This window comes from Lentzea sp. NPDC102401, from assembly GCF_044765805.1.
In the GTDB taxonomy this organism is placed as follows: domain Bacteria; phylum Actinomycetota; class Actinomycetes; order Mycobacteriales; family Pseudonocardiaceae; genus Lentzea; species Lentzea sokolovensis.
Genome location: NZ_JBIWKS010000004.1, coordinates 308726 through 332066, shown reverse-complemented (window position 1 = coordinate 332066; position 23341 = coordinate 308726). Strand labels below are relative to the sequence as shown.

Annotated in this window: 29 protein-coding genes; 19 read left to right on the top strand and 10 right to left on the bottom strand. The window is 69.5% G+C overall.

What is annotated here, in order from left to right:
- Positions 1–3: 3 nt before the first annotated feature.
- Positions 4–783, bottom strand: a complete 780-nt coding sequence (locus tag ACIRG5_RS16620; protein WP_402905458.1) for a carbon-nitrogen hydrolase family protein — start codon at positions 781–783, stop codon at positions 4–6.
- Between the two features lie 23 nt (positions 784–806).
- Here ACIRG5_RS16620 and ACIRG5_RS16615 point away from each other — a divergent pair, with 23 nt between their 5' ends.
- Complete coding sequence (locus tag ACIRG5_RS16615) at positions 807–2306, top strand: ABC transporter substrate-binding protein (protein ID WP_402905456.1); 1500 nt, start codon at positions 807–809, stop codon at positions 2304–2306.
- On the opposite strand, the gene ACIRG5_RS16610 is transcribed toward ACIRG5_RS16615, so the two are convergent.
- Positions 2299–2790, bottom strand: coding sequence for a hypothetical protein (locus ACIRG5_RS16610; RefSeq protein WP_402905454.1), 492 nt, complete (start codon positions 2788–2790; stop codon positions 2299–2301). The genes ACIRG5_RS16615 and ACIRG5_RS16610 overlap by 8 nt on opposite strands.
- Before the next feature lie 10 nt (positions 2791–2800).
- Positions 2801–3238, bottom strand: a complete 438-nt coding sequence (locus ACIRG5_RS16605; protein WP_402905452.1) for a hypothetical protein — start codon at positions 3236–3238, stop codon at positions 2801–2803.
- 78 nt (positions 3239–3316) lie between these two features.
- On the opposite strand from ACIRG5_RS16605, the gene ACIRG5_RS16600 reads away from it, so the two are divergent.
- The gene (locus ACIRG5_RS16600; RefSeq protein WP_402905450.1) at positions 3317–4438 is read left to right on the top strand and encodes an aminotransferase class V-fold PLP-dependent enzyme; all 1122 of its coding nucleotides are present in this window, start codon (positions 3317–3319) and stop codon (positions 4436–4438) included.
- Here the strand turns inward: ACIRG5_RS16600 and ACIRG5_RS16595 are convergent.
- Positions 4422–5717 (bottom strand): M14 family metallopeptidase, encoded by a 1296-nt coding sequence (locus tag ACIRG5_RS16595; protein WP_402905449.1) that lies wholly within the window; start codon positions 5715–5717, stop codon positions 4422–4424. The two genes, ACIRG5_RS16600 and ACIRG5_RS16595, sit on opposite strands and share 17 nt — an antisense overlap.
- A gap of 133 nt (positions 5718–5850) precedes the next feature.
- On the opposite strand from ACIRG5_RS16595, the gene hisD reads away from it, so the two are divergent.
- Genes hisD through ACIRG5_RS16575 form a run of 4 tightly spaced genes read left to right on the top strand, consistent with a single transcriptional unit; the run spans position 5851 to position 9021 of the window.
- The gene (gene hisD / locus ACIRG5_RS16590) at positions 5851–7167 is read left to right on the top strand and encodes a histidinol dehydrogenase (RefSeq protein WP_402905448.1); all 1317 of its coding nucleotides are present in this window, start codon (positions 5851–5853) and stop codon (positions 7165–7167) included.
- Complete coding sequence (locus ACIRG5_RS16585) at positions 7164–8270, top strand: histidinol-phosphate transaminase (protein WP_402905446.1); 1107 nt, start codon at positions 7164–7166, stop codon at positions 8268–8270. The genes hisD and ACIRG5_RS16585 overlap by 4 nt, the downstream gene beginning before the upstream one ends.
- Positions 8267–8866, top strand: coding sequence for an imidazoleglycerol-phosphate dehydratase HisB (hisB, locus tag ACIRG5_RS16580; protein ID WP_053733046.1), 600 nt, complete (start codon positions 8267–8269; stop codon positions 8864–8866). Before ACIRG5_RS16585 ends, hisB begins: the two co-directional genes overlap by 4 nt.
- Complete coding sequence (locus ACIRG5_RS16575) at positions 8866–9021, top strand: hypothetical protein (RefSeq protein WP_319977279.1); 156 nt, start codon at positions 8866–8868, stop codon at positions 9019–9021. The genes hisB and ACIRG5_RS16575 overlap by 1 nt, the downstream gene beginning before the upstream one ends.
- On the opposite strand, the gene ACIRG5_RS16570 is transcribed toward ACIRG5_RS16575, so the two are convergent.
- Together ACIRG5_RS16570 and ACIRG5_RS16565 are read right to left on the bottom strand one after the other, a co-directional pair.
- Positions 9018–9623 carry a class I SAM-dependent methyltransferase gene (locus tag ACIRG5_RS16570; RefSeq protein ID WP_402905444.1) on the bottom strand — a complete coding sequence of 202 codons (606 nt, stop codon included), beginning with the start codon at positions 9621–9623 and terminating at the stop codon, positions 9018–9020. The genes ACIRG5_RS16575 and ACIRG5_RS16570 overlap by 4 nt on opposite strands.
- The gene (locus tag ACIRG5_RS16565) at positions 9620–10144 is read right to left on the bottom strand and encodes an RNA 2'-phosphotransferase (RefSeq protein WP_319977277.1); all 525 of its coding nucleotides are present in this window, start codon (positions 10142–10144) and stop codon (positions 9620–9622) included. Before ACIRG5_RS16565 ends, ACIRG5_RS16570 begins: the two co-directional genes overlap by 4 nt.
- Before the next feature lie 54 nt (positions 10145–10198).
- On the opposite strand from ACIRG5_RS16565, the gene ACIRG5_RS16560 reads away from it, so the two are divergent.
- The gene (locus ACIRG5_RS16560) at positions 10199–11074 is read left to right on the top strand and encodes an alpha/beta fold hydrolase (protein WP_402905442.1); all 876 of its coding nucleotides are present in this window, start codon (positions 10199–10201) and stop codon (positions 11072–11074) included.
- Here ACIRG5_RS16560 and soxR read toward each other — a convergent pair.
- Positions 11018–11464 carry a redox-sensitive transcriptional activator SoxR gene (gene soxR, locus ACIRG5_RS16555; protein WP_402906177.1) on the bottom strand — a complete coding sequence of 149 codons (447 nt, stop codon included), beginning with the start codon at positions 11462–11464 and terminating at the stop codon, positions 11018–11020. The two genes, ACIRG5_RS16560 and soxR, sit on opposite strands and share 57 nt — an antisense overlap.
- A gap of 73 nt (positions 11465–11537) precedes the next feature.
- Between soxR and ACIRG5_RS16550 the strand changes: the two genes are divergently transcribed.
- The 6 genes from ACIRG5_RS16550 (at position 11538) to priA (ending at position 16930) form a co-directional block, all read left to right on the top strand.
- Positions 11538–12200, top strand: coding sequence for a thiamine pyrophosphate-dependent enzyme (locus tag ACIRG5_RS16550; protein ID WP_402905440.1), 663 nt, complete (start codon positions 11538–11540; stop codon positions 12198–12200).
- The gene (locus tag ACIRG5_RS16545; RefSeq protein ID WP_402905438.1) at positions 12200–13093 is read left to right on the top strand and encodes a transketolase family protein; all 894 of its coding nucleotides are present in this window, start codon (positions 12200–12202) and stop codon (positions 13091–13093) included. The genes ACIRG5_RS16550 and ACIRG5_RS16545 overlap by 1 nt, the downstream gene beginning before the upstream one ends.
- A gap of 196 nt (positions 13094–13289) precedes the next feature.
- The gene (locus ACIRG5_RS16540) at positions 13290–14102 is read left to right on the top strand and encodes a hypothetical protein (RefSeq protein ID WP_402905436.1); all 813 of its coding nucleotides are present in this window, start codon (positions 13290–13292) and stop codon (positions 14100–14102) included.
- A 10-nt stretch (positions 14103–14112) separates the two neighbouring features.
- On the top strand, positions 14113–14748 hold the full coding sequence (gene hisH / locus ACIRG5_RS16535; RefSeq protein ID WP_402905435.1) for an imidazole glycerol phosphate synthase subunit HisH: 636 nt from the start codon (positions 14113–14115) through the stop codon (positions 14746–14748).
- The gene (locus ACIRG5_RS16530) at positions 14745–16202 is read left to right on the top strand and encodes a hypothetical protein (RefSeq protein ID WP_402905433.1); all 1458 of its coding nucleotides are present in this window, start codon (positions 14745–14747) and stop codon (positions 16200–16202) included. Before hisH ends, ACIRG5_RS16530 begins: the two co-directional genes overlap by 4 nt.
- Positions 16199–16930 carry a bifunctional 1-(5-phosphoribosyl)-5-((5-phosphoribosylamino)methylideneamino)imidazole-4-carboxamide isomerase/phosphoribosylanthranilate isomerase PriA gene (gene priA, locus ACIRG5_RS16525; RefSeq protein WP_319977268.1) on the top strand — a complete coding sequence of 244 codons (732 nt, stop codon included), beginning with the start codon at positions 16199–16201 and terminating at the stop codon, positions 16928–16930. Before ACIRG5_RS16530 ends, priA begins: the two co-directional genes overlap by 4 nt.
- Here priA and ACIRG5_RS16520 read toward each other — a convergent pair.
- Complete coding sequence (locus tag ACIRG5_RS16520; RefSeq protein WP_402905431.1) at positions 16896–17606, bottom strand: Clp protease N-terminal domain-containing protein; 711 nt, start codon at positions 17604–17606, stop codon at positions 16896–16898. The genes priA and ACIRG5_RS16520 overlap by 35 nt on opposite strands.
- 304 nt (positions 17607–17910) lie before the next feature.
- Positions 17911–18291 (bottom strand): PPOX class F420-dependent oxidoreductase, encoded by a 381-nt coding sequence (locus ACIRG5_RS16515; protein WP_402905428.1) that lies wholly within the window; start codon positions 18289–18291, stop codon positions 17911–17913.
- 45 nt (positions 18292–18336) lie between these two features.
- On the opposite strand from ACIRG5_RS16515, the gene hisF reads away from it, so the two are divergent.
- From hisF to hisI, 3 genes are read left to right on the top strand one after another with little or no spacing between them, the layout of a single operon-like run.
- On the top strand, positions 18337–19095 hold the full coding sequence (gene hisF / locus ACIRG5_RS16510) for an imidazole glycerol phosphate synthase subunit HisF (protein ID WP_319977265.1): 759 nt from the start codon (positions 18337–18339) through the stop codon (positions 19093–19095).
- A complete protein-coding gene (locus ACIRG5_RS16505; RefSeq protein WP_402905426.1) occupies positions 19092–19451 on the top strand; it encodes a hypothetical protein in 360 nt (119 codons plus the stop codon). The genes hisF and ACIRG5_RS16505 overlap by 4 nt, the downstream gene beginning before the upstream one ends.
- On the top strand, positions 19448–19798 hold the full coding sequence (gene hisI / locus ACIRG5_RS16500; protein WP_402905424.1) for a phosphoribosyl-AMP cyclohydrolase: 351 nt from the start codon (positions 19448–19450) through the stop codon (positions 19796–19798). Before ACIRG5_RS16505 ends, hisI begins: the two co-directional genes overlap by 4 nt.
- Before the next feature lie 4 nt (positions 19799–19802).
- On the opposite strand, the gene ACIRG5_RS16495 is transcribed toward hisI, so the two are convergent.
- On the bottom strand, positions 19803–20414 hold the full coding sequence (locus tag ACIRG5_RS16495; RefSeq protein WP_402905422.1) for a TetR/AcrR family transcriptional regulator: 612 nt from the start codon (positions 20412–20414) through the stop codon (positions 19803–19805).
- A gap of 38 nt (positions 20415–20452) precedes the next feature.
- Here ACIRG5_RS16495 and ACIRG5_RS16490 point away from each other — a divergent pair, with 38 nt between their 5' ends.
- The 3 genes from ACIRG5_RS16490 (at position 20453) to trpC (ending at position 23324) form a co-directional block, all read left to right on the top strand.
- Positions 20453–21991, top strand: a complete 1539-nt coding sequence (locus ACIRG5_RS16490) for an anthranilate synthase component I (protein WP_402905418.1) — start codon at positions 20453–20455, stop codon at positions 21989–21991.
- Positions 21981–22382: a hypothetical protein gene (locus ACIRG5_RS16485; protein ID WP_402905416.1), complete on the top strand. Its 402-nt coding sequence runs from the start codon at positions 21981–21983 to the stop codon at positions 22380–22382. The genes ACIRG5_RS16490 and ACIRG5_RS16485 overlap by 11 nt, the downstream gene beginning before the upstream one ends.
- A 132-nt stretch (positions 22383–22514) precedes the next feature.
- Positions 22515–23324: an indole-3-glycerol phosphate synthase TrpC gene (gene trpC / locus ACIRG5_RS16480; RefSeq protein ID WP_093597267.1), complete on the top strand. Its 810-nt coding sequence runs from the start codon at positions 22515–22517 to the stop codon at positions 23322–23324.
- The last annotated feature ends 17 nt before the right edge of the window (positions 23325–23341 follow it).

The following is a 23341-nucleotide window of genomic DNA, read 5'->3' as shown; positions in this document are numbered from 1 at the left end:
GACCTAACTGGAGGTCAAGCGCCGGTTCGCCAGCACGGGCAGGACTTCACGAGCCCGTGCCACGGAGTCGAGATCCAGGTCCACGATCGTGTCGGACGGCTGCTCCGACAACTGCACGACGACGTTCCCGAACGGGTCGGCGACCGTCGAGTACCCGATCCCGGTGGGCGCGGACGACCCGAGATCACCGGGATAAGCCTGTCCACAGGCCACGACGAACGACGTGCAGTCCAGAGCGCGGGCCCGCACCAGCAGTTCCCACTGCTCCTTCTTGCCCGGCCCGGCACCCCACGACGCCCCGACCAGCACGGCCGAAGCGCCCTTGTCGGCCAGCTTCGTGAAGAGTTCGGGGAAGCGGATGTCGTAACAGGTGGCGACGCCCAGAGTGACGCCGTCCACCTCGAACACCACCGGCTCGGCACCCGACGCGACCGTCCGGGACTCCTGGAACCCGAACGCGTCGAACAGGTGAATCTTGTCGTAGCCGACGTGGATGTCCGGCCCGGTCACCAGAAGCGTGTTCGTCACCCGGTCACCGGAAGGCGTGAACATCCCCGCCACCACCACGACGTCGTGCGACGCCGCGATCTCGTGCACCGCCGAGGCCCACGGCCCGTCCAACGGCTCCGCAACGGGCCCGAGAGGCACGCCGAAGCGGCACATCGTCGCCTCAGGCAGCAGAACGACCCGTGCGCCCTCGGCCCTGCGCACCGCGTCGCGGACGAGCTCCAGGTTGGAGCGGGGATCGGTGGTCGAGCTGATCTGACTCACGGCGACGCGCATGGGGATCACTGTAGGGTCCGATCGTGCGTTCCCCACTGCTTCTAGTCGTGTTGCTGGCCGTCGCGGGCTGCACCGAGACCCCTGCACCCCGCCCGGACGGTGGGCAGAACGGCACGTCGATCGTGCTGGCGGACCGCGACGAGCCCACGACGCTGAACCCGCTGCTCGGCTACGGCGCGCAGGGTGTGTCGAAGATCTACGACGGGCTCGTCGAGCACCGCCAGGACGGGTCGCTGACCCCGCGGCTCGCGGCCGATCTGCCGGAGCCCGCGATGGACGGGCTGAGCTGGACGGTGAAGCTGCGCGGCGACGTGAAGTTCACCGACGGCAGCACGTTCGGCGCCGAGGACGTCGTCGCCACGTACACCGCCGCGTTGCAGAACCCGGTCAAGGAGCGGTTCAGCACCCTCAAGGGCGTCGAGCAGGTCGACCCGTCGACGGTCCGCTTCACGCTGACGCAGGTGCACGCCGCGTTCCCGCACCTGCTCGTGCTCGGCGTCCTGCCCAGCGAGCAGGCGAAGCCGGACGGGCAGCCGATCGGCACCGGCCCGTACAAGGTCACGGAGTGGAAGAAGGGCGACCGGCTGCTGCTGGAGTCCAACGACGGCTACTTCGACGGCGCGCCGAAGGTCAAGAAGGTGACGGTCGTCTTCGTCACCGACGACAACCAGCGCGCCCGCCGCATGCAGGACGGCGAGTTCGACGGCACGGTGCTGCCGCCCAAGATCGCCACGCAGTTCGCCGCGAGGTCCGGCCTGCAGGTGAACTACCACCGCAGCGCCGACTACCGCGCTGTGCGGCTGCCCTCGTCCGGACCGGTCACCGGCAACGCCTCCGTCCGGCTCGCGCTGAACTACGCCGCGAACCGCCAGGGCATGATCGACGGCCTCCTCGAGGGCAAGGGCACCCTCGCGTACACACCGGTGCCGGACGCGCTGGCCGAGGAGTTCGACCCGACCGCGAAGTTCCGCTTCGACAAGACCGAGGCGACGCGGCTGCTCGACGTGGGCGGCTGGGTGCCCGGCGCGGACGGCATCCGGGTCCGCGAGGGCGTCGCGGCCCGTTTCACGCTGATGTACCCGCTGGGCGACGACCTGCGCGCCGACCTGGCCACCGCGTTCGCGGCCGACGCCAAGGCCGTGGGCGTCGACGTGCAGCTCGCGGGCCTGTCGTGGGACGCGATCCGGCCGCGGATGGACCAGGACGCGCTGCTCTACGGCGAGGGCTCGCCGTTCGATCCCGACCTGATGCTCTACGACCTGCGCGGCCAGGGCAGCCCCGCTGCCGACGCCGCGCTCGAGAACGGCCGCAGGATCATCGACCCGGCGCAGCGCGCGGTGGCGTACAAGCTCTTCCAGCAGGCTTTCATCGCCACGCCGTCGATGGCGGTGCTGGTCTTCCCCGAGCACGCGTACGTGATGCGCGACTCGTGGAACGGCTACCAGCCCGTGGTCGACCCGAACTCCTACGGCGCGCTGGCCTGGGGCCCGTGGTGGAACCTGGAGAAGTGGGAGCCTAAGTAGTACGGGCGTTGATCTCGCGGACGGCGCGGTCCGGGTCGTCCGCCCAGAACTCGACGCGCTCGACCCGCCGCACACCCGTCTTGCCGAGGTTCACGAGCTGCGGCTCGTGGAACGGCACCGACACGTTCGTCCTGGTCAGCGACTGGATGACGAGCGCGTCACCGATCACCTCGACGCTGCGCTGCCCCTTGTGGGTGCGCTCGGCGACCTGCGCCGCGCCGATGTCCGAGGTCGGCAGGCGCCAGTCGAAGAACCCCAGCTGACGCAGCCGCAGTTCTTCCTCGGACACCGTGTGCGGCTGCTTGGCCAGCACGTAGAGAGCGCCCACGCACACGACCGCGTTCAGCACACCCAGGACGATCAGCGTGATGAGCAGCCACGGGATGTCCAGGGCGAACGCGACCAGCGCGATCCCGACCGCCGTGATGATCAGGAACCGCAGGTACCTCGGCCGCATGCGCTTGCCGTAGGGGATCTCCACCATGCCGGTGAGCCTATTTTCGCAGCGCGCGAACCACGCCATCGGGGTCGTCGGCCCAGAACTCGACCTTCGTCACGTCGTGCGCGCCGCGCCGGCCCAGATCGATCACCTGCGGTTCGCTCAGCGTCAGTGAAACGTTGGTGGAGCCGGAGATCTCCAGCACCAGCGTGCCGTCCACAACGGACCGCGTCCGGTGCGACGTCCGGCTCGTCGTGCCCTGCGTCACGCTTTCGATGGCGTCCAAGGGAATCCTGTATTCGAACTCACGCGCGTACCGCAGCCAGAGGTACCGGTCGTCCACCGAGTGCTTGAACCTGTGGAGCATCCACAGCTGCCATCCGAGCAGCAACGCGCTCAGCACCCCGAACGCGAGCAGCACGGCCCGCAGCCAGAACCACGGCACGATCAGCTCCACGAGCAGGATCTCCAGCGGTGTCACCACGATGAACACCCAGAGAAACGGTCTTATCTGTGCGCTGTAACCGAACGAACGAGCCCCCATGCGTTCGATGGTGGCACAGTGGGGCGGGTGAGCGACCTGATCTTCTTGGACAGCGCCGGTTCCTCGATCCCGTCGGCCGAAGTGGTCGACGAGGTGGTCGGGCACCTCCGCAGGGAGACCGAGATCGGTGGCTACCGGGCCGCCGCGGAACGCCGTGACGACATCGAGGCGGGCTACGGCGTGCTGGCCGCGCTCTTCGGCTGCGAGCCCTCGGAGGTCGCGTTCACCGACAGCGCGACCCGGTCGTGGCTCACGGCCTTCGACGCCGTCCCGCTGGCGAAGGGCGACCGCATCCTGGTCACCGAGGTGGAGTACGGCGGCAACGCGGTGCCGATGCTGCGCCGCGCCGAGGAGACCGGCGCGACCGTCGAGGTGATGCCGTCCGACCGGCACGGGCAGCTCGACGTCGACGCGCTGGAGCTGGACGAGCGGGTCAAGCTGATCTCGCTCGTGCACGTGCCCACGAACGGCGGCCTGGTCAACCCCGTCAACGAGGTCACGGCCAAGGCCCGCGAGGCCGGCGCGCTGGTGCTGCTCGACGCCTGCCAGTCGACCGGCCAGATCGATCTGCGCGCCCACGACTACGACATGCTCGTCTGCACCGGCCGGAAGTGGCTGCGCGGGCCACGCGGAACGGGCGCGCTCGTGGTGCGGAACGAGGTGCGGCGCAGGCTGAAGCCGCGCCTGATGGACCACAGCGCGGCGGAGTGGGTCGCGCCCGACCGCTACCAGCCGCGGGACGACGCGCGGGTGTTCGAGCTGTGGGAGTACAGCGTCGCGGACCGGCTGGGCATGATCGCCGCCGCGAAGTACGCGCTGGCCAAGGGGCTGGACGTCATCGAGGCCGAGGTGGGGGACCGCGCCAAGCGCTTGCGCACGGGTCTCGCGAGCATCCCCGGCATCACCGTTCAGGACCTCGGCGAACGGCAGTCCGGCATCGTCACGTTCACGAGCGACCGGGTGCCGGCGATGGAGCTCAAGGACCGGCTCTGGCAGCGCGACGTCGCCGTCACGGTGTCGCAGAGCGGGTCGACGCTGATCGACATGACGAGGAGGGGCCTGGACGAAGTAGTGCGGGCCTCCCCGCACTACTTCGTCACTCCTGAAGAGATCGATCAGGCGCTGGACCGGATCAGCAGCTCACGTTGATGACGCGCTTCACGCAGTCCGAGTAGCCGACGAACAGGTCGACGGCGCGGTCGTTGCGACTGGTCTGCGCCGCGATGACCGTGTCACGCGGGTAGAAGCTGTCGAGGCCACCGCCGCTCGGGTACATCTCGAAGGTGTACGACCAGATCTTGTGCTGGCCCCACATCCAGTCGTCGATGCTGCCGTCGGTGATGTACAGATCGCTCGCCTGCTCCGGCGAGTAGCCGTTGGTGGCGGCCATCTGCTGGCCGAGCGTGCGGAACGCGCGTTCCTCGGTCGCGTCCAGGCCCGGCGCGGTGTTCGCGGTGGTGTAGCCGAACGGCCACAGCACGAGCTCCGAGAACGAGTGGAAGTCGATGTTCGTCTTGATCTGCTGGACGCCGCCGATGACGCGCGAGTCCACGAAGTTCTTGATGACGGTGGTCTCCGGCGCCGAGAACGCCGCCGTGCCGCGGTAGGTGTCCGACGTGCTGGAACCGCTGGAACCGCCGCAGCAGCCCCACTTGTAGCCCCAGTTGCGGTTGAGGTCGGTGCCGTTGCCCTGGCGGTTCTTGCGCCAGCCGCGGAACGACCCGGTGGCGATGTCGTACTCGACGCCGTCCGGGTTGACCATCGGGACGAACCAGATTTCGCGCGTGTCGACGAGGTTCTTGATCGCCGAGTTCGCGTAGTTGTCGGTGTAGCGCTTGATGATCTGCAGGCACTGCTCGACCGTCAGGTGCTCACGGGCGTGCTGGTTGCAGGTGAAGATCACCTCGGGTTCGTTCTCGTCGGTCGCGACGTTGTCGCTGACCTTGAGCGCCCAGATGTCCCGGTTCTGGTAGCTCTTGCCGATGCTGCGCAGGCTCGCGAGCGTCGGGTGGTCGCGGACGGTCTGCTGCAGCTCCGCGGTCATCTCCGCGAAGTTGTGGTAACCCGTGTACCCGGACGGGAAGTCCTGGGTGCCGACCTGACCCGGCTGCGGGTCGGAGAAGTCGACCTTGCCGAGGCTCTTGAGCTCCTTCTCGAAGTCGCCGACGTACTTGAGCGGCAGACCGGTGGCCTGCAGGGCCCGGTACTGCGCCTTGTCCGCGACGACCGAGATCGTGGTGAGCTTCGTCGCGCCGAGCACGTCGACGCCGATCTGGGCGACCTGGGTGCGTTCGGCGGACGTGTTCGCGGTGACTTCCAGCAGGTAACGGCCGGAGTCGGCGTTGCTGGGTGCCGCCATGCCCGCGACCAGCACGGGCAGACATAGGGCGAGCACTGCGGCGATCTTGCCGCGGCGCTTGGTGAACATGGGTCCTCCATCATCAGCAGGGGTTTGCGACGGAGTGGTGCTCGACCGAGCGTGGCCGTGGTGTCACAGGCTGAGGTAGCGCCGTTCGCGGGCTGACCGTTGACAGATTTCCGCAGGAACTAGGCTGTCGGACATGCTCAGCCGCATCGACCTGCGAGGTCGCACCACGACCCCTGCTCAGCTGCGCGCCGTCGTGCCGCGCGCCGAGGTGGACGTGGACGCGGTTCTGCATCATGTTCGTCCCGTGGTGGAGGCGATCGCGGAGCGCGGCGCCGACGCGGCGCTCGACTACACGGAGAAGTTCGACGGCGTTCGTCCTGCTTCTGTCCGTGTGCCCGCTTCGGAGATTTCATCCGCTTTGTCCTCGCTGGACCCGGCCGTGCGCGAGGCGTTGGAAGAGGTCATCGCGCGCACCCGGCGCGTGCACGCCGACCAGCGCCGCACGGAGACGACCACGCAGGTCGTGCCCGGTGGCACCGTCACGGAGAAGTGGGTGCCGGTCGCGCGCGTCGGCCTGTACGCGCCCGGCGGCCTCGCGGTCTACCCGTCGACGGTCGTCATGAACGTCGTGCCCGCGCAGATCGCCGGCGTGGAGTCGCTGGTGGTGGCCTCGCCGCCGCAGGCGGAGTTCGGTGGCCTGCCGCACCCGACGATCCTCGCCGCCGCCGCGTTGCTCGGCGTCGACGAGGTCTGGGCCGTCGGTGGCGCCCAGGCCGTGGCCCTCCTGGCCCACGGTGGCGTGGACACCGACGGCGGCGAACTGGCCCCGGTCGACATCGTCACCGGCCCCGGCAACATCTACGTGACGGCGGCCAAGCGGCTGCTGCGCGGCCTGATCGGCATCGACTCCGAGGCGGGGCCGACCGAGATCGCGATCCTCGCCGACTCGACGGCCGACCCGGTGCACGTGGCCGCCGACCTGATCAGCCAGGCCGAGCACGACCCGCTCGCGGCGTCGGTGCTGGTGACGGACTCGGAAGAGCTCGCGGACGCCGTGGACGCCGAGCTGGAGGAGCGCGTCGGTGCCACCAAGCACAGCGAGCGCGTGCGCACGGCGTTGAGCGGCAAGCAGTCCGGCATCGTGCTCGTGTCCTCTGTGGACGAAGGTGTGCGGGTCGTCGACGCCTACGCCGCCGAGCACCTGGAGATCCAGACGCGCGACGCACGCGAGGTGGCGGCGCGGATCCGGTCCGCGGGCGCGATCTTCGTCGGTGCGTATGCGCCGGTGTCGCTCGGCGACTACTGCGCCGGCTCGAACCACGTGCTGCCGACCGGTGGCTGCGCGCGGCACTCGTCCGGGCTGTCCGTGCAGACGTTCCTGCGCGGCATCCACGTGATCGACTACTCCGAGGAAGCACTGCGCGAGGTCGCGGACAAGGTCGTCGCGCTCGCCAACGCCGAGGACCTGCCCGCGCACGGGCAGGCTGTCACAGCGAGGTTCTCTCGATGAAGCCAGTCGTAGGCGCACGGGTGGAGCTGTCCGATCTGCCCCTGCGCGAGGATTTGCGCGGCCGCACCCCCTATGGTGCGCCGCAGCTCGACGTCCCGTATCGCTTGAACACCAACGAGAACCCGTACGCGCCGACCGACGCGCTGGCCGCTGACGTCGTGGCGGCGGTGGCCGAGATCGCCGGCGAGCTGCACCGCTACCCGGACCGTGACGCGGTGGCGTTGCGCGAGGACCTGGCGGCGTACCTGACCGAGGCCACCTCGGTGACACTGACGTCCGAGAACGTCTGGGCCGCCAACGGGTCGAACGAGATCCTCCAGCAGATCCTGCAGGCGTTCGGCGGCCCGGGCCGCGTGGCGCTGGGCTTCGAGCCGTCGTACTCGATGCACCCGATCATCGCCGCCGGCACGCGCACCGAGTGGTCGCCGGCCCCGCGCCGTTCGGACTTCTCGCTGGACGTGGAGAAGGCCGCCGCGGTGATCGCCGAGACGCGGCCGGACGTCGTCTTCGTGACGTCGCCGAACAACCCGACCGGCCAGTCGATCCCCCTGGACGATCTGCGCCTGCTGATCGCCTCCACCACCGGCATGATCGTGGTGGACGAGGCGTACGCGGAGTTCTCCCCGCAGGAGAGCGCGATCAAGCTGCTGGACGAGTTCGGTTCGCGCCTGATCGTCTCGCGCACGATGTCGAAGGCCTTCGCGTTCGCCGGCGGCCGTCTCGGCTACCTGGCGGCGGCTCCGGCCGTCGTCGACGCGCTGCAGCTGGTGCGCCTGCCGTACCACCTGTCCGCTCTGACGCAGGCGGCCGCGCGCGCGTCGCTGAGGCACGGCCCGGAGACGCTGGGTTCGGTGGCGCGCCTGTCCGCGGAACGCGACCGGGTGTCCTCGGCGTTGGCGCACATGGGTTTCCAGGTCGTCCCGTCGGACGCGAACTTCGTGCTGTTCGGCTGGTTCGAGGACGCGCGTGAGGTCTGGAAGTCCTATTTGGACCACGGCGTGCTCATCAGGGACGTCGGAATCGCGGGTCACCTGCGGGTGACCATCGGAACGCCCGAGGAGAACGACGCTTTCCTCGCGGCCAGCAAGGAGGTCAGCCGGTGAGTCGTGTCGGCAAGGTGGAACGCACCACCAGGGAGTCGTCGGTCTACGTGGAGATCGACCTGGACGGCACCGGCCAGGTCGAGATCAGCACGGGGGTGCCGTTCTACGACCACATGCTCACCGCGTTCGGGGTGCACGGCTGCTTCGACCTGATCGTCCGCGCCACCGGTGACACGCACATCGACGCCCACCACTCGGTCGAGGACATCGCGATCGTCCTGGGCCAGGCGCTGCGGGAAGCGTTGGGGGACAAGAAGGGCATCCGCCGCTTCGGCGACTGCTGGATCCCGATGGACGAGACCCTCGCGCACGCCGCGGTGGACGTCTCGGGCCGCCCGTACACCGTGCACCGCGGCGAACCGGAGCAGTTCAACAGCTTCGTGATCGGCGGCAACTACCCGTTCGTGCTCAACCGGCACGTCTTCGAGTCGCTCGCCTTCCACGCCCAGATCGCACTGCACGTGCGCGTCGAGTACGGCCGCGACCCGCACCACATCGCGGAAGCCGAGTACAAGGCCATCGCCCGCGCCCTGCGTGCCGCTGTGGAGCCAGACCCGCGCGTCGGCGGCGTCCCGTCGACCAAGGGCGTTCTCTGATGCCGAAGGAAGTCGTCGTCATCGGCCTGCTGGCCCTCGCGGGCTTCCTGGCCGGTGGCGTCTACACCACCTGGAAGACCGCCAAGTTCATGGCGATCATCCTGCTGGTGCTGACCGTCGTGGCGGTGGGCGGCGCCGTTCTCTGGCTCATCTAGCTCTTGCGGGCGAGGACCCAGTGGAACGTCGCCGGGGCCGGCTCGTGCATGGTCACCAGGTCGTCGATGACGATCTCCAGGTGTTGCGCGAGCAGGTCCCGGTTCACGTCGGGTGTGTTGCTGCCGAAGAACATCTCGACGCCGAGCCAGGTCTCGGTGACGTCCGGCGTGCCGACGCCGAGCGAGGCCAGGAACAGGCCGCCGGGCTTGAGCCAGCGCGCGATCTTCGCGATGAGCGCGGGCTGTTCGGCGCGCGGCACGTGCAGGATCGAGTAGAACGCCGCGACGCCGTCGAACTCCCCGTCCGGGAAGTCGAGCGCGGTCATGTCCGCCTTCGTGAACTGTCCGGCCGGCACGTTCGCGCGGGCGAGCTCGACCTGCCGCTGTGACAGGTCGACGCCGAGGACGTCATGCCGTTCGGCGAGCTTCTGACCGCACGGAACGCCCGCGCCGCAGCCGAGTTCGAGGACCTTCGCCCCATCGGGCAACCGCTCGTCGAACTGGGCGAGATAGCGCAGCCGGGGGTCGTCCGCGATCTGCGCGGACCAGTCGAGGTACCGCTGCGCGATGGCGTCGTAGCCGTCCTCGACGGTCCGTTTCACGTCGTGGCCAGGTAGCCGGCCGGAACGTGCTGCGCGAGCCACACCCCGTTGGCGCTGAGGCGGAACTCGTGCCCGTCCGCGTGCATCGCCCTGGCGTCGACGGTCAGGATCAACGGCCGCCCACGCCGGGCCCCGACCCGCCGCGCGGTCTCGCGGTCGGGCGAGAGGTGCACGTCGTGGCGTGACATGGGGCGCAGGCCGTCGCGCATGATGTCGTCGAGGTACTGCGCGACGGTGCCGTGGAACAGCTGGTCCGGCGGGATCGCGGTCGGCAGGCCGAGGTCGACCTCGATGCTGTGGCCCTGGTTCGCGCGGATGCGGTCGCCGTCGATGCTGAAGCGCTTCTTGTCGTTGCGGTCCACGACCTCGCGCAGGTCGGCCTCGGAGATGCCGAGCGCGGTCAGGAGGTCGGCCACCGGCACCCAGCCCGACGGGTCGAGGGTGAGGCCGACGCGCTCGGGCTGGTGCCGGAGCGCTTTGGACATCCGCTTCGAGAGGCGGATCATTCGTTCGTCTTCCATTTCCTGACCAGGAAACCACAGCGCGTCCACCGGTTTTGCGGTTTCATGGGCCGGGTGTGGCGTGAGCGGCGGGTTCCCGGCGAGACCGAGATCTTCGTGGCCTGGCAGGAGGGCACCGGAGACGGGACGTTGCTCGCGATCCACGGCGGCCCCGACTGGGACCACAGCTACCTGCGCGATCCGCTCGACCGGTTGGACTGCCGGCTGCTGATGCCGGACCTGCGCGGGTGTGGCAGGTCAGGGCGAGCGCCGGAGTACCACCCGGACGGCGTGGTGGAAGACCTGGTGCGAGTGCTGGACGCGTTCGAGGTCGAGCGGGCGGACGTCCTCGGCCACTCCTACGGCGGCATGGTTGCGCAACGGTTCGCGATCACTCACCCGGAACGCGTGCGCAGCCTGATCGTGTCGGGCAGCAGCGTGTTGCCGGTGCCGCCGGACGCCTTCGACGGATGGGCGGAGCGGGACGAGGTCCTGGCTGGCCAGGAGGATCCGTGGCAACGCGAGGACCTGACGCCGGAGCAGTGCGTGCGGGCCGACGCGTTCGCGGCCGTGGAGGCCAACGTCCGGCGTGCGCGGCAGGTGCCGGGCTACCTGAAGCGGCTGGGACAGGTGCGGTTCGGCGCGGAGTGGGTGCGCCAGCTGCAGACAGGCGGCCTGACCTCACCGAGGCTTCCCGATGCCGCGCACCGGATCGCCGAGCTGGGCATTCCGGTGCTCCTGCTGCACGGCCGGCAGGACATGACGTTCCCGGTCGGCCTGGTCGAGCCCACCCTCGCACTGATCCCGCGCGCACGTGCCGTGGTGCTCGACGACGCGGGCCACATGTTGCACGTGGACGAGCCCGATGGCTATCTACGTGCGGTGCGGGAGTTCCTAGACGGTGCCGCCTTCGAGGGCGGGCTTGAGCTTCGGAGCCCCCGGCCCGTGTGAGGCCTGCTCGTCGTCGATGTTCTGCAACGCGCAGCTGCGCAACGACAGGCAGCCACACCCGATGCAGCCGGTGAGGCGGTCGCGCAGCCGGTACAGGGCGTCGATGCGGGCATCGAGCTCGGTCTTCCACGAACGGGAGAGGCGTTCCCAGTCGGACTTCGTCGGTGTGCGGCTGTCGGGAAGTTGGGCGAGGGCGTCGCGAACGTCCTCCAGGGTGAGGCCGACGCGTTGCGCGGTGCGGATGAACGCCAGCCGGCGCAGCACCGAGCGCAGGTAGCGCCGCTGGTTGCCCGCGGTGCGGACGGAGGTGATCAGACCCCTGTCCTCGTAGAAGCGCAGGGCGGTGTGGGGGACGCCGCTGCGCTCGGCGACCTGGCCGATGGTCAGCATTTCCGGCAACTTGCTCACCGGATCATGGTAACCGCTTGACCTCCAGCATGGTCGAGGTTGAACAGTTGTCGGCATGCAGCGGCTACCAGAGCTCTTCGCGAGGATGACCGGGGACGAGAAGCACGAGTGGGCGGCGGCTTCCACGATCGACGTGCTCTGGGTCCTCTACGACAAGGTCCTCAACGTCACGCCCGCCACCGTCGCCGATCCAGACCGCGACAGGTTCCTGCTCTCCAAGGGACACGGCCCGATGGCCTACTACGCCGTGCTGGCGGAGAAGGGGTTCATCGGGGAGTCCACTTTGGACGGCTGGACGTCCTGGGACAGCCCGCTCGGCCTGCATCCCGACCGGGTGCTCGTGAACGGCGTGGAGATCAGCAGCGGCTCGCTCGGCCACGGGCTGCCCATCGCGGTGGGCACGGCGATCGGGCAGCGCGTCGCGGGGAGCCGCGGCCGCACGTTCGTGCTGGTCGGCGACGGTGAGCTGGACGAGGGCAGCAACCACGAGGCGATCGCCGTGGCGTCGCGGCTCAGGGTCGCGAACCTCACCACGATCGTGATCGACAACCAGTCCGCGATGTACGGCTGGCCCGGTGGCATCGCCCAGCGCTTCGCCGTCGAGGGCTGGCAGACCGCCGAGATCGACGGCCGCGACCACGAGGCCGTCTTCACCGCACTGACCGCGCCGCACGACCGCCCGTACGCGGTGGTCGCCAAGATCGAGAAGAGCTACTGATGACCACCATGCGCCAGGCCTTCGTGAAGGCGGTCAACGACGAGATCGCCACCGACCCGCGCATCGCCGTGGTGACCGCGGTGATCTCCAGCAACGAGTTCCCTCAAGAGAACGAACGCGTCGTGGACGTCGGGATCCGCGAGCAGACCATGGTGGGCGTGGCGAGCGGTCTGGCGTTGGCGGGGCTACGTCCTGTCGTGCACAGCTACGCGCCGTTCCTCGTCGAACGGCCGTACGAGCAGATCAAGCTCGACATCGGACATCAGGACGTGGGCGCGGTGTTCGTGAGCATCGGCGCGTCCTATGACGACCCGGCGTGGGGCCGCACGCACCAGTCACCGGGCGACGTCGCGTTGTTCGACACGCTGCCCGGCTGGACCGTTCACGTACCTGGGCACCCGGAGGAGGTGACGCCGCTGCTGCAGCAGGCGTTGAAGGACGACAACCGGGTCTACGTGAGGCTTTCGCTGCACGAGAACGCCCAGGCGCATCCGGTGGGGGAGGGGGTCACGGCACTGCGCCACGGAAAGCGCGGCGTGGTGGTCGCCGTCGGGCCGATGCTCGACCGCGTGCTCAAGGCCGTCGAGTCCGAGAACGCCGACGTCACCGTGTTGTACGCGGCCACGGTCCGACCGTTCGACTCGGACGGACTGCGCAAGGCGGTGCAGGACACCGATCACGCCGACGTGATGGTGGTGGAGCCGTACCTGGAGGGAACCTCGTCTCATCTTGTGTCCGAGACACTGCAACAAATCCCGCACCGTGTTCGTTCTATAGGTGTCAAACGACACGCAGAGCTCCGCAACTACGGCACGGCCGAGGACCATGACGCAGCGCATGATCTCGACGTGGTCGGGCTGGGGAGCGCTGTGCGGAGTTTCTTCAGGGGGTGAAGAAACATGTTGGCAGTCATGGGGGATGACTGGACCGGAGCGCCTTCGCGCACGGTGTGATTGTGAGCCGGAAGGGTGCGATCGGGCCGGATGCCCGGCGCACCCTTCCGCCGTTCGCACCCCTGCCCGTCTCGAAACGCGAAAACCTTGGCATGTCTGCACGGACGTGCGAGACGGACCAGGAATGATGTTGAGCGTGAGAATGCTGATCTGGACCCCGTTGAACGCCGCCGAACTGCAGAAGGCCATGCACAGCGGCAACGTGGGCCCCGCGGCACTCGTCCCGGTCCCGTCCGGCACGGTGCTGCTGCCTCCTCCGGCCACCAAGCTCAACGAGGCCGCGTACATGACGAACAGGGTGCGCAAGCTCGGAGGCGGCGCCGCGCTGGCCATCTGGAATGACGACGCCGCGTTGCTCTACATGTTCACCACCACCCTCGGCCGCGCTTCGATGTGGGGCTCGCGCGAGGCGGTGCTGCGGTTGTCGGCGCAGGCGAAGCAGTCGGGGCCCGTCGGACTGGCCTTCGACCGCATGACCGCGGGCATGGTCAACCTGCGGGAGAAGGAGAAGTGGCAGCTCGACGCCATCGACAAGCTCACCGCGCTGTACCCGGCGGCCAGTCGCAAGGGCACGCTCGAACGCATCCGCGACTTCGGGAACGGCCACGCGGCGATCCCTGACTTCTTCCGGGCGGCGGGGCTGCAGGAGGTCGCGCGGGTCGCCGAGCTCACCGAGGAGGGCCGGGCGGACTTCGTGCTGCGGACGCTCGAACCGCCGCGCGCGCAGATGTGGCCGCTCGCGCTGATCTTCCCGTTGATCGTGCTGACGGCGTTGGTGACGGTGCTGCTCAACATCCCGGCGTTCGTGTACTACGTCGTCGGCGGTCTGCTCCTCGTGGTGATGTGCGGGCTGCTGGTCATGCTCAGGCGCCGGCTCGTGCGCACGAAACCGATCAACACGGTGTTGCCGGTCATACCGGTTACGCAGGGTGCGGTCCCGACCGACTAGCCTGGTCGTCGTGGCACGCGTCGTCGTACTTGACTATGGATCCGGCAACCTGCGCTCCGCCGAGCGCGCGCTTCAGCGGGTCGGCGCCCATGTCGAGGTGACGTCGGACCAGAAGGCCGCCCGTGAGGCGGAACTCCTCGTCGTGCCCGGCGTCGGCGCGTACGCGGCGTGCATGGAGGGCCTCAACTCGGTGCGCGGCGCCCGGATCATCGGCGAGCGCCTCGCCGGCGGCCGTCCGGTGCTCGGCATCTGCGTGGGCATGCAGATCCTGTTCGAGCGCGGCATCGAGCACGGCGTGCTGACCGAGGGGTGCGGCGAGTGGCCCGGCACCGTCGAGCGGCTCGAAGCGCCGATCGTGCCGCACATGGGCTGGAACACCGTGCGTGCGCCCGAGGGCTCGAAGCTCTTCGCGGGCCTCGACAAGGACACGCGGTTCTACTTCGTGCACTCCTACGGCGTGCGCCGGTGGGAGCTGGAGCCGGCCGAGCACCTCAAGCCGCCGCTGGTGACGTGGGCGGACCACTCGGGCGACGAGTTCGTCGCGGCCGTCGAGAACGGGCCGCTGTGGGCGACCCAGTTCCACCCGGAGAAGTCCGGCGATGCCGGAGCGCACCTGCTGCAGAACTGGTTGACTAGCTTTTCGTGATCACCCGACTCCTGACGGTAGCCGCGATCGTGGCTGCCGGCGTTGCCGTGTCCGGGGGCGCGCACGCCGCACCGGCACCGTTCCACGACAACTTCGACAACGCCGTGGGCCTCGAACCCACGTACGGCCTGAACGACAACCTCAAGCATCGCCAAGGCACCGGCGCCGTCACGTACAGCCGGGTGTCCGGGCGGACGGACACCGGTGACGTGCCGCCTCCGTCGTCCGCGCGGGCCGGCCAGCCGAAACACCGCGGCAAGCTGTCGCTGCACCTCGGCACGACGGCCGTGCGGCTCGACGCGCCGTCCACCGGCTCCTCGCTCTCGGCTTCGCTGACCCCGGTCGCGGGCGACCGCACGTCCGGCGACTGGTCTTCGATCGCCCTGGCGCGTTCGGCCAACAGCCGGGGTCATGTGTCCAATCAGGACATCGACCTCGGTTTCCTGGTGCGCGCCAACGGAGGCGTGCAGGTCCTTCAGCAGGGCAAGCCCATCGTGACGTTGCCGGCGTTCGCCTCAGCCAAGGACGACGGCTCGTTCGAGGTGACGCTGAAGCTCGCCGGGACCGAGCTCGACGTCACGGTCAACGGCAAACGCAAGACGATCACGCTGGGCACGGAGGTGCCGACCGAACGGCTGTGGGTCTACCTCGGGCGCCAGTCCGGCAACGACAGGTCCGTCAGCCTCGTCGACGACCTCCGCATCGAGCAGCTCAACTCCGACGACCTGCGCAAGTCGCCGGGTTCCCAGCTGCGCTACTACGGTTACCTCGGCGCGCGGCTGGCCGGCTACCTGCCCGTGGTGCGCGGCCGCAGCAACCTGAACTCGGTCCGGATCAGCGACGGCGACCGCGCCGAGGTGCTGCGGGACTGCACGCCCGGCGGCTGCGTCGTCGAGACCGACGGCGAGCGCTGGCAGGTCCTCGCGGAGAAGGTGCGTCCCCATCTCGGCCGCGTCGCCGGGTTCGTGGTGCGCGGCGGGACCTTCGCGGACGTCGAGTCCGCCGCCCAGCAGATCAAGAACACCTTCCCCGCCGAGAAGGTCATGCTGATCGAGGCGGGCGTCCGGGTGGACGACGACTTCCACGTGCCCGCCGCCGTCGACTGGGTCGGCTTCGAGGAGTACTGCGCCGGGTACGACGAGCTGGAGGCGCGCATGACCAAGCTGGAGGAACGCGCGCCGGGCAAGGAGCTGTTCCTGCTGCCGGAGGGCGCGCCGCAGACGGCGTGCGCGGACAAGACCGACGCGGACCTCGAAAGCACCCAGTACCTGTACCTTGCGCTGGCACGGCAGCACCCCGCGTTCGTCGGAATCATGGTCTTCGGTCCGTGGACGGGCGTCGGACCTGCCGCGACGGGGCCTGGCACGCCGGTCCCGTCGAAGTTCCCGCGCGCCACCGAGGCCCAGGAGCGCGTGGCCGCCCTCGTGCTGGGGGACGCTAGGCTGCTCGGGTGACGTTCACACTCCTCCCCGCTGTTGACGTGGCCGACGGTCGTGCCGTCCGGCTCGTGCAGGGCGAAGCCGGTACCGAGACGAACTACGGCGAGCCGCTCGACGCGGCCCTGCAGTGGCAGCGCGACGGAGCGGAGTGGATCCATCTCGTCGACCTCGACGCGGCGTTCGGCCGTGGCTCCAACCGCGAGCTCATCGCCCGCGTCGTCGGCGAGCTCGACGTGAAGGTCGAGCTGTCCGGCGGCATCCGCGACGACGCGTCGCTGGAGGCCGCCCTGGCCACCGGCTGCGCCCGCGTGAACCTCGGCACGGCGGCGCTCGAAGACCCGGAGTGGTGCGCGAAGGCGCTCGCGACGTACGGCGAGAAGATCGCGGTGGGCCTCGACGTCCGCATCACCGAGCAGGGCCACCGGGTCAAGGGCCGCGGCTGGACGTCGGACGGCGGCGACCTCTGGGAGGTCCTCGACCGGCTCGACCGCGACGGCTGCACGCGTTACGTGGTCACCGACGTGTCGAAGGACGGCACGCTGACGGGCCCGAACGTCGAGCTGCTGCGCGAGGTCTGCGCCCGCACCGACGCCCCGGTGATCGCGTCCGGCGGGGTGTCCACTGTGGATGACCTGGTCGCGCTCGCGAAGCTGTCGCGCGACGGCGTCGAGGGCTCGATCATCGGCAAGGCCCTGTACGCCGGCGCCTTCACGCTCCCGGAAGCACTCGCTGCGGTCCGTTGACCACGGTCTCAATGTGAGCGGCCGCGGCCGCGTGCGTCACACCCGTGTTGTGCAGCACGTCGGCCGCGGTCCCATCCGCTTCGAGCAGCACGCCGAGCAGGATGTGCTCGGTCCCGATGAACATGTGGCCCATCCGCAGCGCCTCGCGCACGGCCAGTTCCAGGGCCTTCTTGCAGTGCGTCGTGTACGGCTGCTTCTCGGGCCGCTGCTTGGCCTCGGTGTCGAGCCGGTTGAGGGTCGCGATGCGCGTGCTGCCGTCGCCCGACTCCAGCTTCGCGATCGTCTTGGCCGCGAGCCCCGCCGACTCGTCGAGCAGTCCGAGCAGCAGGTGCTCGGTGCCGATCCGCTCGCTGAACCGCGCGTGGTGCCGGGCCAGCGCGATCACCCGGCGCGACCGCTGGGTGTAGCGCTCCGTCGAGGGCTTGGAGGGCTTGGACAGCTCCGGCGACTCCCTGGGCACGAACCGCTTCTGCGCGGCCTGCTTCGTCACGCCGAGGCTCTCGCCGATCTCCGCCCAGCTCGCCCCGCCGCGACGTGCCTCGTCCACGAAGTGGCCGATCAGGTGGTCGCCGAGTTCGTTGAGCTGACCGCTCAGTTCGACTGCCTTTGTCAGACGCACCAGCGCGTCGTCGGCCTCTCGGGCGACGGTGACGATGAGGTCGGTCAACTGGATCACGCGTCAACTCTAGGTTGACGATCAGCGCTGGGTCAACTTCGGGTTGACGCACTCATGTTGACTCAATGTTGACGTGCTTGATCCACGTTGACTCAACATGGACGCGAGGGAATCAACGTTGACTCGTCCGGTCAACATGCACGGAACGAGCCGAAGACAACGTTGTCATCGGCGTGGACGACATCCACTTCGGGGTTGAGCGGGTCCACTCCACGTTGATCCGGCCGCGTCCACGTTGAGTCAACGTGGACCGGCGCCCGTCAACGTTGATCGGTCGAATCAACGTTGACTCGACGTGGATCGCTCAGCTCGCCGCCGTGATCCGGATGCCCACCGACCCGGTCCGCCCGCGCCGCAGCTTGCTGCCGGCCACGGTGAGCCACCCGAACAATCCGTACTTCTTCGTGATCCGCGACCGCACGTCGTCGCTCGCCTCGTCGTCGAGCAGCGCCGCGTGGGCCTTCACCGAGTCGCCCTTCGGGTTGCCGCGGACGTCGCACGGCCCGATCTCGACGTCACCGCTGCGCCTGATCCGCTTGACCTTGCCGGTGTCCCTGCCGCTCCAGGCGTAGATGACGCCGTCGCTCTCGCCCGGCACGACCCACACCGGCGTGGGCACCGGGGTGCCGTCCTTGCGGAACGTCGTCAGCAGCAGGTACTTGCCTTCGCCGAGTTCGGTGATCATGGCCGCGCAGCGTAGTCCTCGCACGCCCCTTGTAGGCTTTCCCGCATGTCAGTCGCGGTCCGTGTCATCCCCTGTCTCGACGTCGACCGGGGCCGGGTGGTGAAGGGCGTCAACTTCACGAACCTCGTCGACGCGGGCGATCCGGTCGAACTGGCCAGGGCCTACGACGCCGAGGGTGCCGACGAGCTGACGTTCCTCGACGTGACGGCCAGCAGTGGCGACCGCGAGACGACGTTCGACGTGGTCCGCCGCACCGCCGAGCAGGTGTTCATCCCTCTCACGGTCGGTGGCGGCGTGCGCAGCCCCGAGGACGTCGACAAGTTGCTGCGCGCCGGTGCGGACAAGGTCAGCCTCAACACCGCCGCCATCGCACGTCCCGAGCTGCTCAAGGAGTGCTCGGAGCGGTACGGCGCGCAGTGCATCGTGCTGTCGGTCGACGCCCGGCGCGTGCCCGGCGGCACCGGCTTCGAGGTCACCACGCACGGCGGCCGCACCGGCACCGGCATCGACGCCATCGCGTGGGCCGCGAAGGGCCAGGAGCTGGGCGTCGGCGAGATCCTGCTGAACTCGATGGACGCCGACGGCACCAAGGCCGGGTTCGACCTCGAGCTGATCGACCTGGTGCGCCGCGAGGTCGACGTGCCGCTGATCGCGAGCGGCGGCGCCGGCGCGGTCGACCACTTCCCGCCGGCCGTCGCCGCGGGCGCGGACGCCGTGCTGGCCGCGAGCGTCTTCCACTTCGGGCAGCTCCGCATCGGCGAGGTCAAGGACGGCCTGCGCCAGGCGGGTGTCGTGGTGCGATGAAGCCCGTCGAGGTGCGGGTCGCCTCGGCGGTCGCGTTCGGCGGCGCCCTGGTGTTCTTCGTGGTCGGGTTGATCCTGTGGCGCTCGACCGGCGATGCGGACGTGCTGAAGCTGCCGTCGTTCCTCGCGGTCGTGGAACTGCCCGTGGCGGCCGCCCTGTTGCTGCGCCTGCGTTTCGTGCACTACCCGGCGATGATCGTCTTCATCCTCGTCGGGCTGCTGCACCTCGTCATCGTGCTCGCCGAAGGACCGGCGTGGGCCCGCGTCGCGTCCGGGGTGCTGTCCGCCGTGCACATCTACGGAGTGGTCCTGCTCAACACCGGACCTGCTCGTGAACACCTGGGAGGTCCCCGTTGAGCAACGCGCTCGATCCCGCCATCGCCCAACGGCTCAAGCGCACGCCGGACGGCCTGGTGTGCGCGGTCGCCCAGCAGCGCGGCACCGGCGAGGTGCTCATGGTGGCGTGGATGGACGACGAGGCGCTGCACCGCACCCTCACCACCCGCCGCGCGACGTACTACTCGCGCAGCCGCCAGCAACTGTGGGTGAAGGGCGAGACCTCCGGGCACACGCAGTACGTGCACGAGGTGCGGCTCGACTGCGACGGCGACACACTGCTGCTGAGCGTCGACCAGGTGGGCGCGGCCTGCCACACGGGCGACCGCACGTGCTTCGACGCCACGGTGCTGCTCGCCGGCGCGTGACCGGTCAGTCCAGGTCGCCGGTGAGGTAGCGCTGGAGGTTCGGGCCGATCGTCCTGACCACGGTCTCCACGTCGGCCGACGCCAGCGGCTCGAACCGCACGACGTACCGGACGATGCCCAGCCCGACCATCTGGGTCGCGCACAGCGTGGCTCGGAGCTCGCGGTGCTCGGCGCCGATCTCCGTGAGCACGTTCTTGAAGATCGCGTTGATGAGGAACGACTTCAGCGCGCCCGCCACCTCGGGCTGACTGGTGACGCTGCGGATCAGGGCCGCGAACGTGCCGCCGCCGGTCGCGTCCCACACCGTCACGAAGGTGCGGACGATGCGTTCGCCCGCGTCCTCCACCGCGCCGTCGAGCAGGCGTTTGAGGAGCTCGGCCGGATCGAAGGGGAGTTGCAGCACCGCCTGCGCGAACAGGCCTTCCTTGCCGCCGAACCAGTGGTTGACCATGGCGGCGTCCACGCCCGCCTTGGCGGCGATCGCGCGTACCGTGGCACCGTCGTAGCCCTTTTCCACGAACACCTCGCGGGCCGCGGCGACGAGCGCTGCCCTGGTGTCCTCGCCCGCGGCGCGACGGCCTCGGCGTTTCTGGTTCACTTGCTCCACACGGGCCATAGTTCAACAGTTGTTGAATTTATGCAACAATCAACGGCATGGTGAGCGTCATCGGGGCTGTGGCCGCCGCTGGTCTTGGGGCCGTCAGCCCAACGCGTGAGGAGTTCCGCGAGCTCGCGGTCAACCGCCGGGTCATCCCGGTGGTGCGCAAGCTGCTCGCGGACGCGGAGACCCCGGTCGGCCTGTACCGCAAGCTCGGGGCCAATCAGCCGGGCACGTTCCTCTTCGAGTCGGCGGAGAACGGCCGCTCCTGGTCGCGATGGTCGTTCATCGGCGTGCGGTCCACGGCGGCGCTCACGGCGACCGGCGGCGAGGCGTTCTGGACGGGCACGCGGCCCGTCGGCCTGCCCGACGGCGGCGACCCGCTGCAGGCGCTGCGCGAGACCATCGAGGTGCTGCGCACCGACCCGTTGCCCGGCATGCCCCCGCTGACCGGCGGCATGGTCGGCTACATCGGCTACGACGCGGTGCGGCGGCTGGAGCGGCTGCCCGTCATCGCCGAGGACGACCTGAAGATCCCCGAGCTGGTCATGTTCCTGGCGACCGACCTCGCCGCGCTCGACCACCACGAGGGCACCGTCACGCTCATCGCGAACGCGATCAACTGGGACGACTCGTCCGAGCGGGTCGACGCCGCGTACGACGACGCGGTGCGCAGGCTCGACGAGATGACGGCGGCGCTGCACACGCCCGCGCCGCCGACCGCCGCGGTGTTCTCGCGGCCCAAGCCGGAGTTCCGGCGCCGGCGCTCGCAGGCCGAGCACTTCGCGGCCGTCGAGAAGGCCAAGGAGGCCATCCGCGCGGGCGAGGCGTTCCAGATCGTGGTGTCGCAGCGGTTCGAGATCGAGACGGACGCCGACGCGCTCGACATCTACCGGGTGCTGCGCGCGACGAACCCCAGCCCGTACATGTACCTCCTGCGCCTGGACGGGTTCGACATCGTCGGATCCAGCCCGGAGTCGCTGGTCACGGTGCGCGACGGCAAGGCGACCACGCACCCCATCGCGGGCACCCGCTGGCGCAGCGAGGACCCCGAGGAGGACGCCCTGCTCGAGAAGGACCTCCTCGCGGACCACAAGGAACGCGCCGAGCACCTGATGCTCGTCGACCTCGGCCGCAACGACCTGGGCCGCGTCTGCAAGCCGGGTTCGGTGCACGTCGTCGACTTCTTCAAGGTCGAGCGGTACAGCCACGTCATGCACATCGTGTCGACCGTGACCGGTGAGCTGGCCGAGGGCAAGACGGCCTACGACGCGGTCGCCGCGTGCTTCCCGGCCGGAACCCTGTCCGGTGCGCCCAAGCCTCGCGCGATGGAGCTCATCGAGGAACTGGAGCCCACGCGCCGCGGTCTCTACGGCGGCGTCGTCGGCTACTTCGACTTCGCCGGGGACGCCGACACCGCCATCGCCATCCGCACCGCCCTGGTGCGCGAGGGGGTGGCGTACGTGCAGGCCGGCGGCGGCATCGTGGCCGACTCGGACCCGCTGTCCGAGGACAACGAGTGCCTGAACAAGGCGGGCGCGGTGCTGGCCGCGATCGCCACCGCCCAGACGATGGCGCCGGCAGTTGAAAGCTAACTCTCCACTGTGGACCGCCGCGCTCCTGCTCGTGGGCGCGGCGGGAGCCTTCTGGGGCGCCGGCTCGGTGCCCGTCGCGCTGCTGTGCCTCGCGGCCGTCGCGGCGGTCATCGCGCTGAGCGGGGTGGCGCGCCGGGCCCTCGGCGCGTTGCTGATCGTCGTCGGCATCGTGGCGGCGGCCTCCGGCCACTGGCTGGCGGCCGCCGGCGGCGTGCTCCTGGCGGGTTCCGGCGCGCTTCAGGTCGCGCTGGGGGCCCGGATGCCGAAGATCGGGATGGGCGGGCAGAAAGCCCGCACGCAGGACCCCGAGACGGACCTGTGGCGCGCGCTGGAGCGCGGGGACGACCCGACCGACGATAAGACCCCCGGCGGAAGTGCCTCGAACGAGTGAAGATCATTCATCCGCGTTCACGCATGTGACAGGCGCACAGCCTCGGTTAGCTGCGTGGACACTTGAACCCCGGTGGCGGAGGCGTTACTCCGGCGGGGTTAGCATCCCCGTAGCGGGAAGGGGAGCAACACTGTGACGGTTCTCGAGTCGATCCTCGAAGGTGTGCGTGAGGATCTCGCCGCTCGCGAGGCTCAGTTGTCCTTCGAGGTGGTCAAGGAGCGCGCGACCAAGACCGCTCCGCCGCTCGACGTGCTGTCGGTGCTGCGCGGGCCGAACGTGGGTGTCATCGCGGAGGTCAAGCGCCGCAGCCCCTCCAAGGGGGCGCTGGCGGAGATTCCGGAGCCTGCCGACCTCGCGTCCGCGTACGAGGCCGGCGGCGCGTCGGTGATCAGCGTGCTGACCGAGCAGCGCCGCTTCGGCGGGTCGCTGGCGGACTTCGACGCGGTGCGCAGGGCGGTGAAGATCCCGCTGCTGCGCAAGGACTTCATCGTGTCGCCGTACCAGGTGCACGAGGCCCGCATGCACGGAGCGGACCTGGTGCTGCTGATCGTGGCGGCGCTGGAGCAGAACGCGCTCGTGTCGCTGCTCGATCGGGTGGAATCGCTCGGCATGACGGCGCTCGTCGAGGTGCACACCGCGGAAGAGGCGGACCGTGCCCTGGAAGCGGGTTCGTCGGTGATCGGCGTCAACGCGCGCAACCTCCACACGCTGGAGGTCGATAAAGACGTTTTCGGCAGGATCGCTCCGGGACTACCCTTCGAGACGATCAAGATCGCCGAGTCGGGCGTGACCGGGCCCGGCGACCTGATGTCGTACGCCGGCGCCGGTGCCGACGCGGTGCTCGTCGGCGAAAGCCTGGTGACCAGCGGAGACCCCAAGGCCGCCGTGAACAAGCTCGTGACCGCGGGCTCACACCCCGCGTGCCCCCGGCCGAGCCGGTAGGGCACGGTTGATTACAG

Coding starts and splice junctions, on each gene's coding strand:
- ACIRG5_RS16595 (WP_402905449.1), bottom strand. CDS start 5,717: ATGTTCACCAAGCGCCGCGGCAAGATCGCCGCAGTGCTCGCCCTATGT.
- hisD (WP_402905448.1), top strand. CDS start 5,851: ATGCTCAGCCGCATCGACCTGCGAGGTCGCACCACGACCCCTGCTCAG.
- soxR (WP_402906177.1), bottom strand. CDS start 11,464: ATGCTGACCATCGGCCAGGTCGCCGAGCGCAGCGGCGTCCCCCACACC.
- ACIRG5_RS16515 (WP_402905428.1), bottom strand. CDS start 18,291: ATGATCACCGAACTCGGCGAAGGCAAGTACCTGCTGCTGACGACGTTC.
- ACIRG5_RS16545 (WP_402905438.1), top strand. CDS start 12,200: ATGACCACCATGCGCCAGGCCTTCGTGAAGGCGGTCAACGACGAGATC.
- ACIRG5_RS16620 (WP_402905458.1), bottom strand. CDS start 783: ATGCGCGTCGCCGTGAGTCAGATCAGCTCGACCACCGATCCCCGCTCC.
- ACIRG5_RS16575 (WP_319977279.1), top strand. CDS start 8,866: ATGCCGAAGGAAGTCGTCGTCATCGGCCTGCTGGCCCTCGCGGGCTTC.
- ACIRG5_RS16610 (WP_402905454.1), bottom strand. CDS start 2,790: ATGGTGGAGATCCCCTACGGCAAGCGCATGCGGCCGAGGTACCTGCGG.
- ACIRG5_RS16490 (WP_402905418.1), top strand. CDS start 20,453: ATGGTGAGCGTCATCGGGGCTGTGGCCGCCGCTGGTCTTGGGGCCGTC.
- ACIRG5_RS16550 (WP_402905440.1), top strand. CDS start 11,538: ATGCAGCGGCTACCAGAGCTCTTCGCGAGGATGACCGGGGACGAGAAG.
- hisF (WP_319977265.1), top strand. CDS start 18,337: ATGTCAGTCGCGGTCCGTGTCATCCCCTGTCTCGACGTCGACCGGGGC.
- ACIRG5_RS16495 (WP_402905422.1), bottom strand. CDS start 20,414: ATGGCCCGTGTGGAGCAAGTGAACCAGAAACGCCGAGGCCGTCGCGCC.
- ACIRG5_RS16565 (WP_319977277.1), bottom strand. CDS start 10,144: ATGGAAGACGAACGAATGATCCGCCTCTCGAAGCGGATGTCCAAAGCG.
- ACIRG5_RS16505 (WP_402905426.1), top strand. CDS start 19,092: ATGAAGCCCGTCGAGGTGCGGGTCGCCTCGGCGGTCGCGTTCGGCGGC.
- ACIRG5_RS16585 (WP_402905446.1), top strand. CDS start 7,164: ATGAAGCCAGTCGTAGGCGCACGGGTGGAGCTGTCCGATCTGCCCCTG.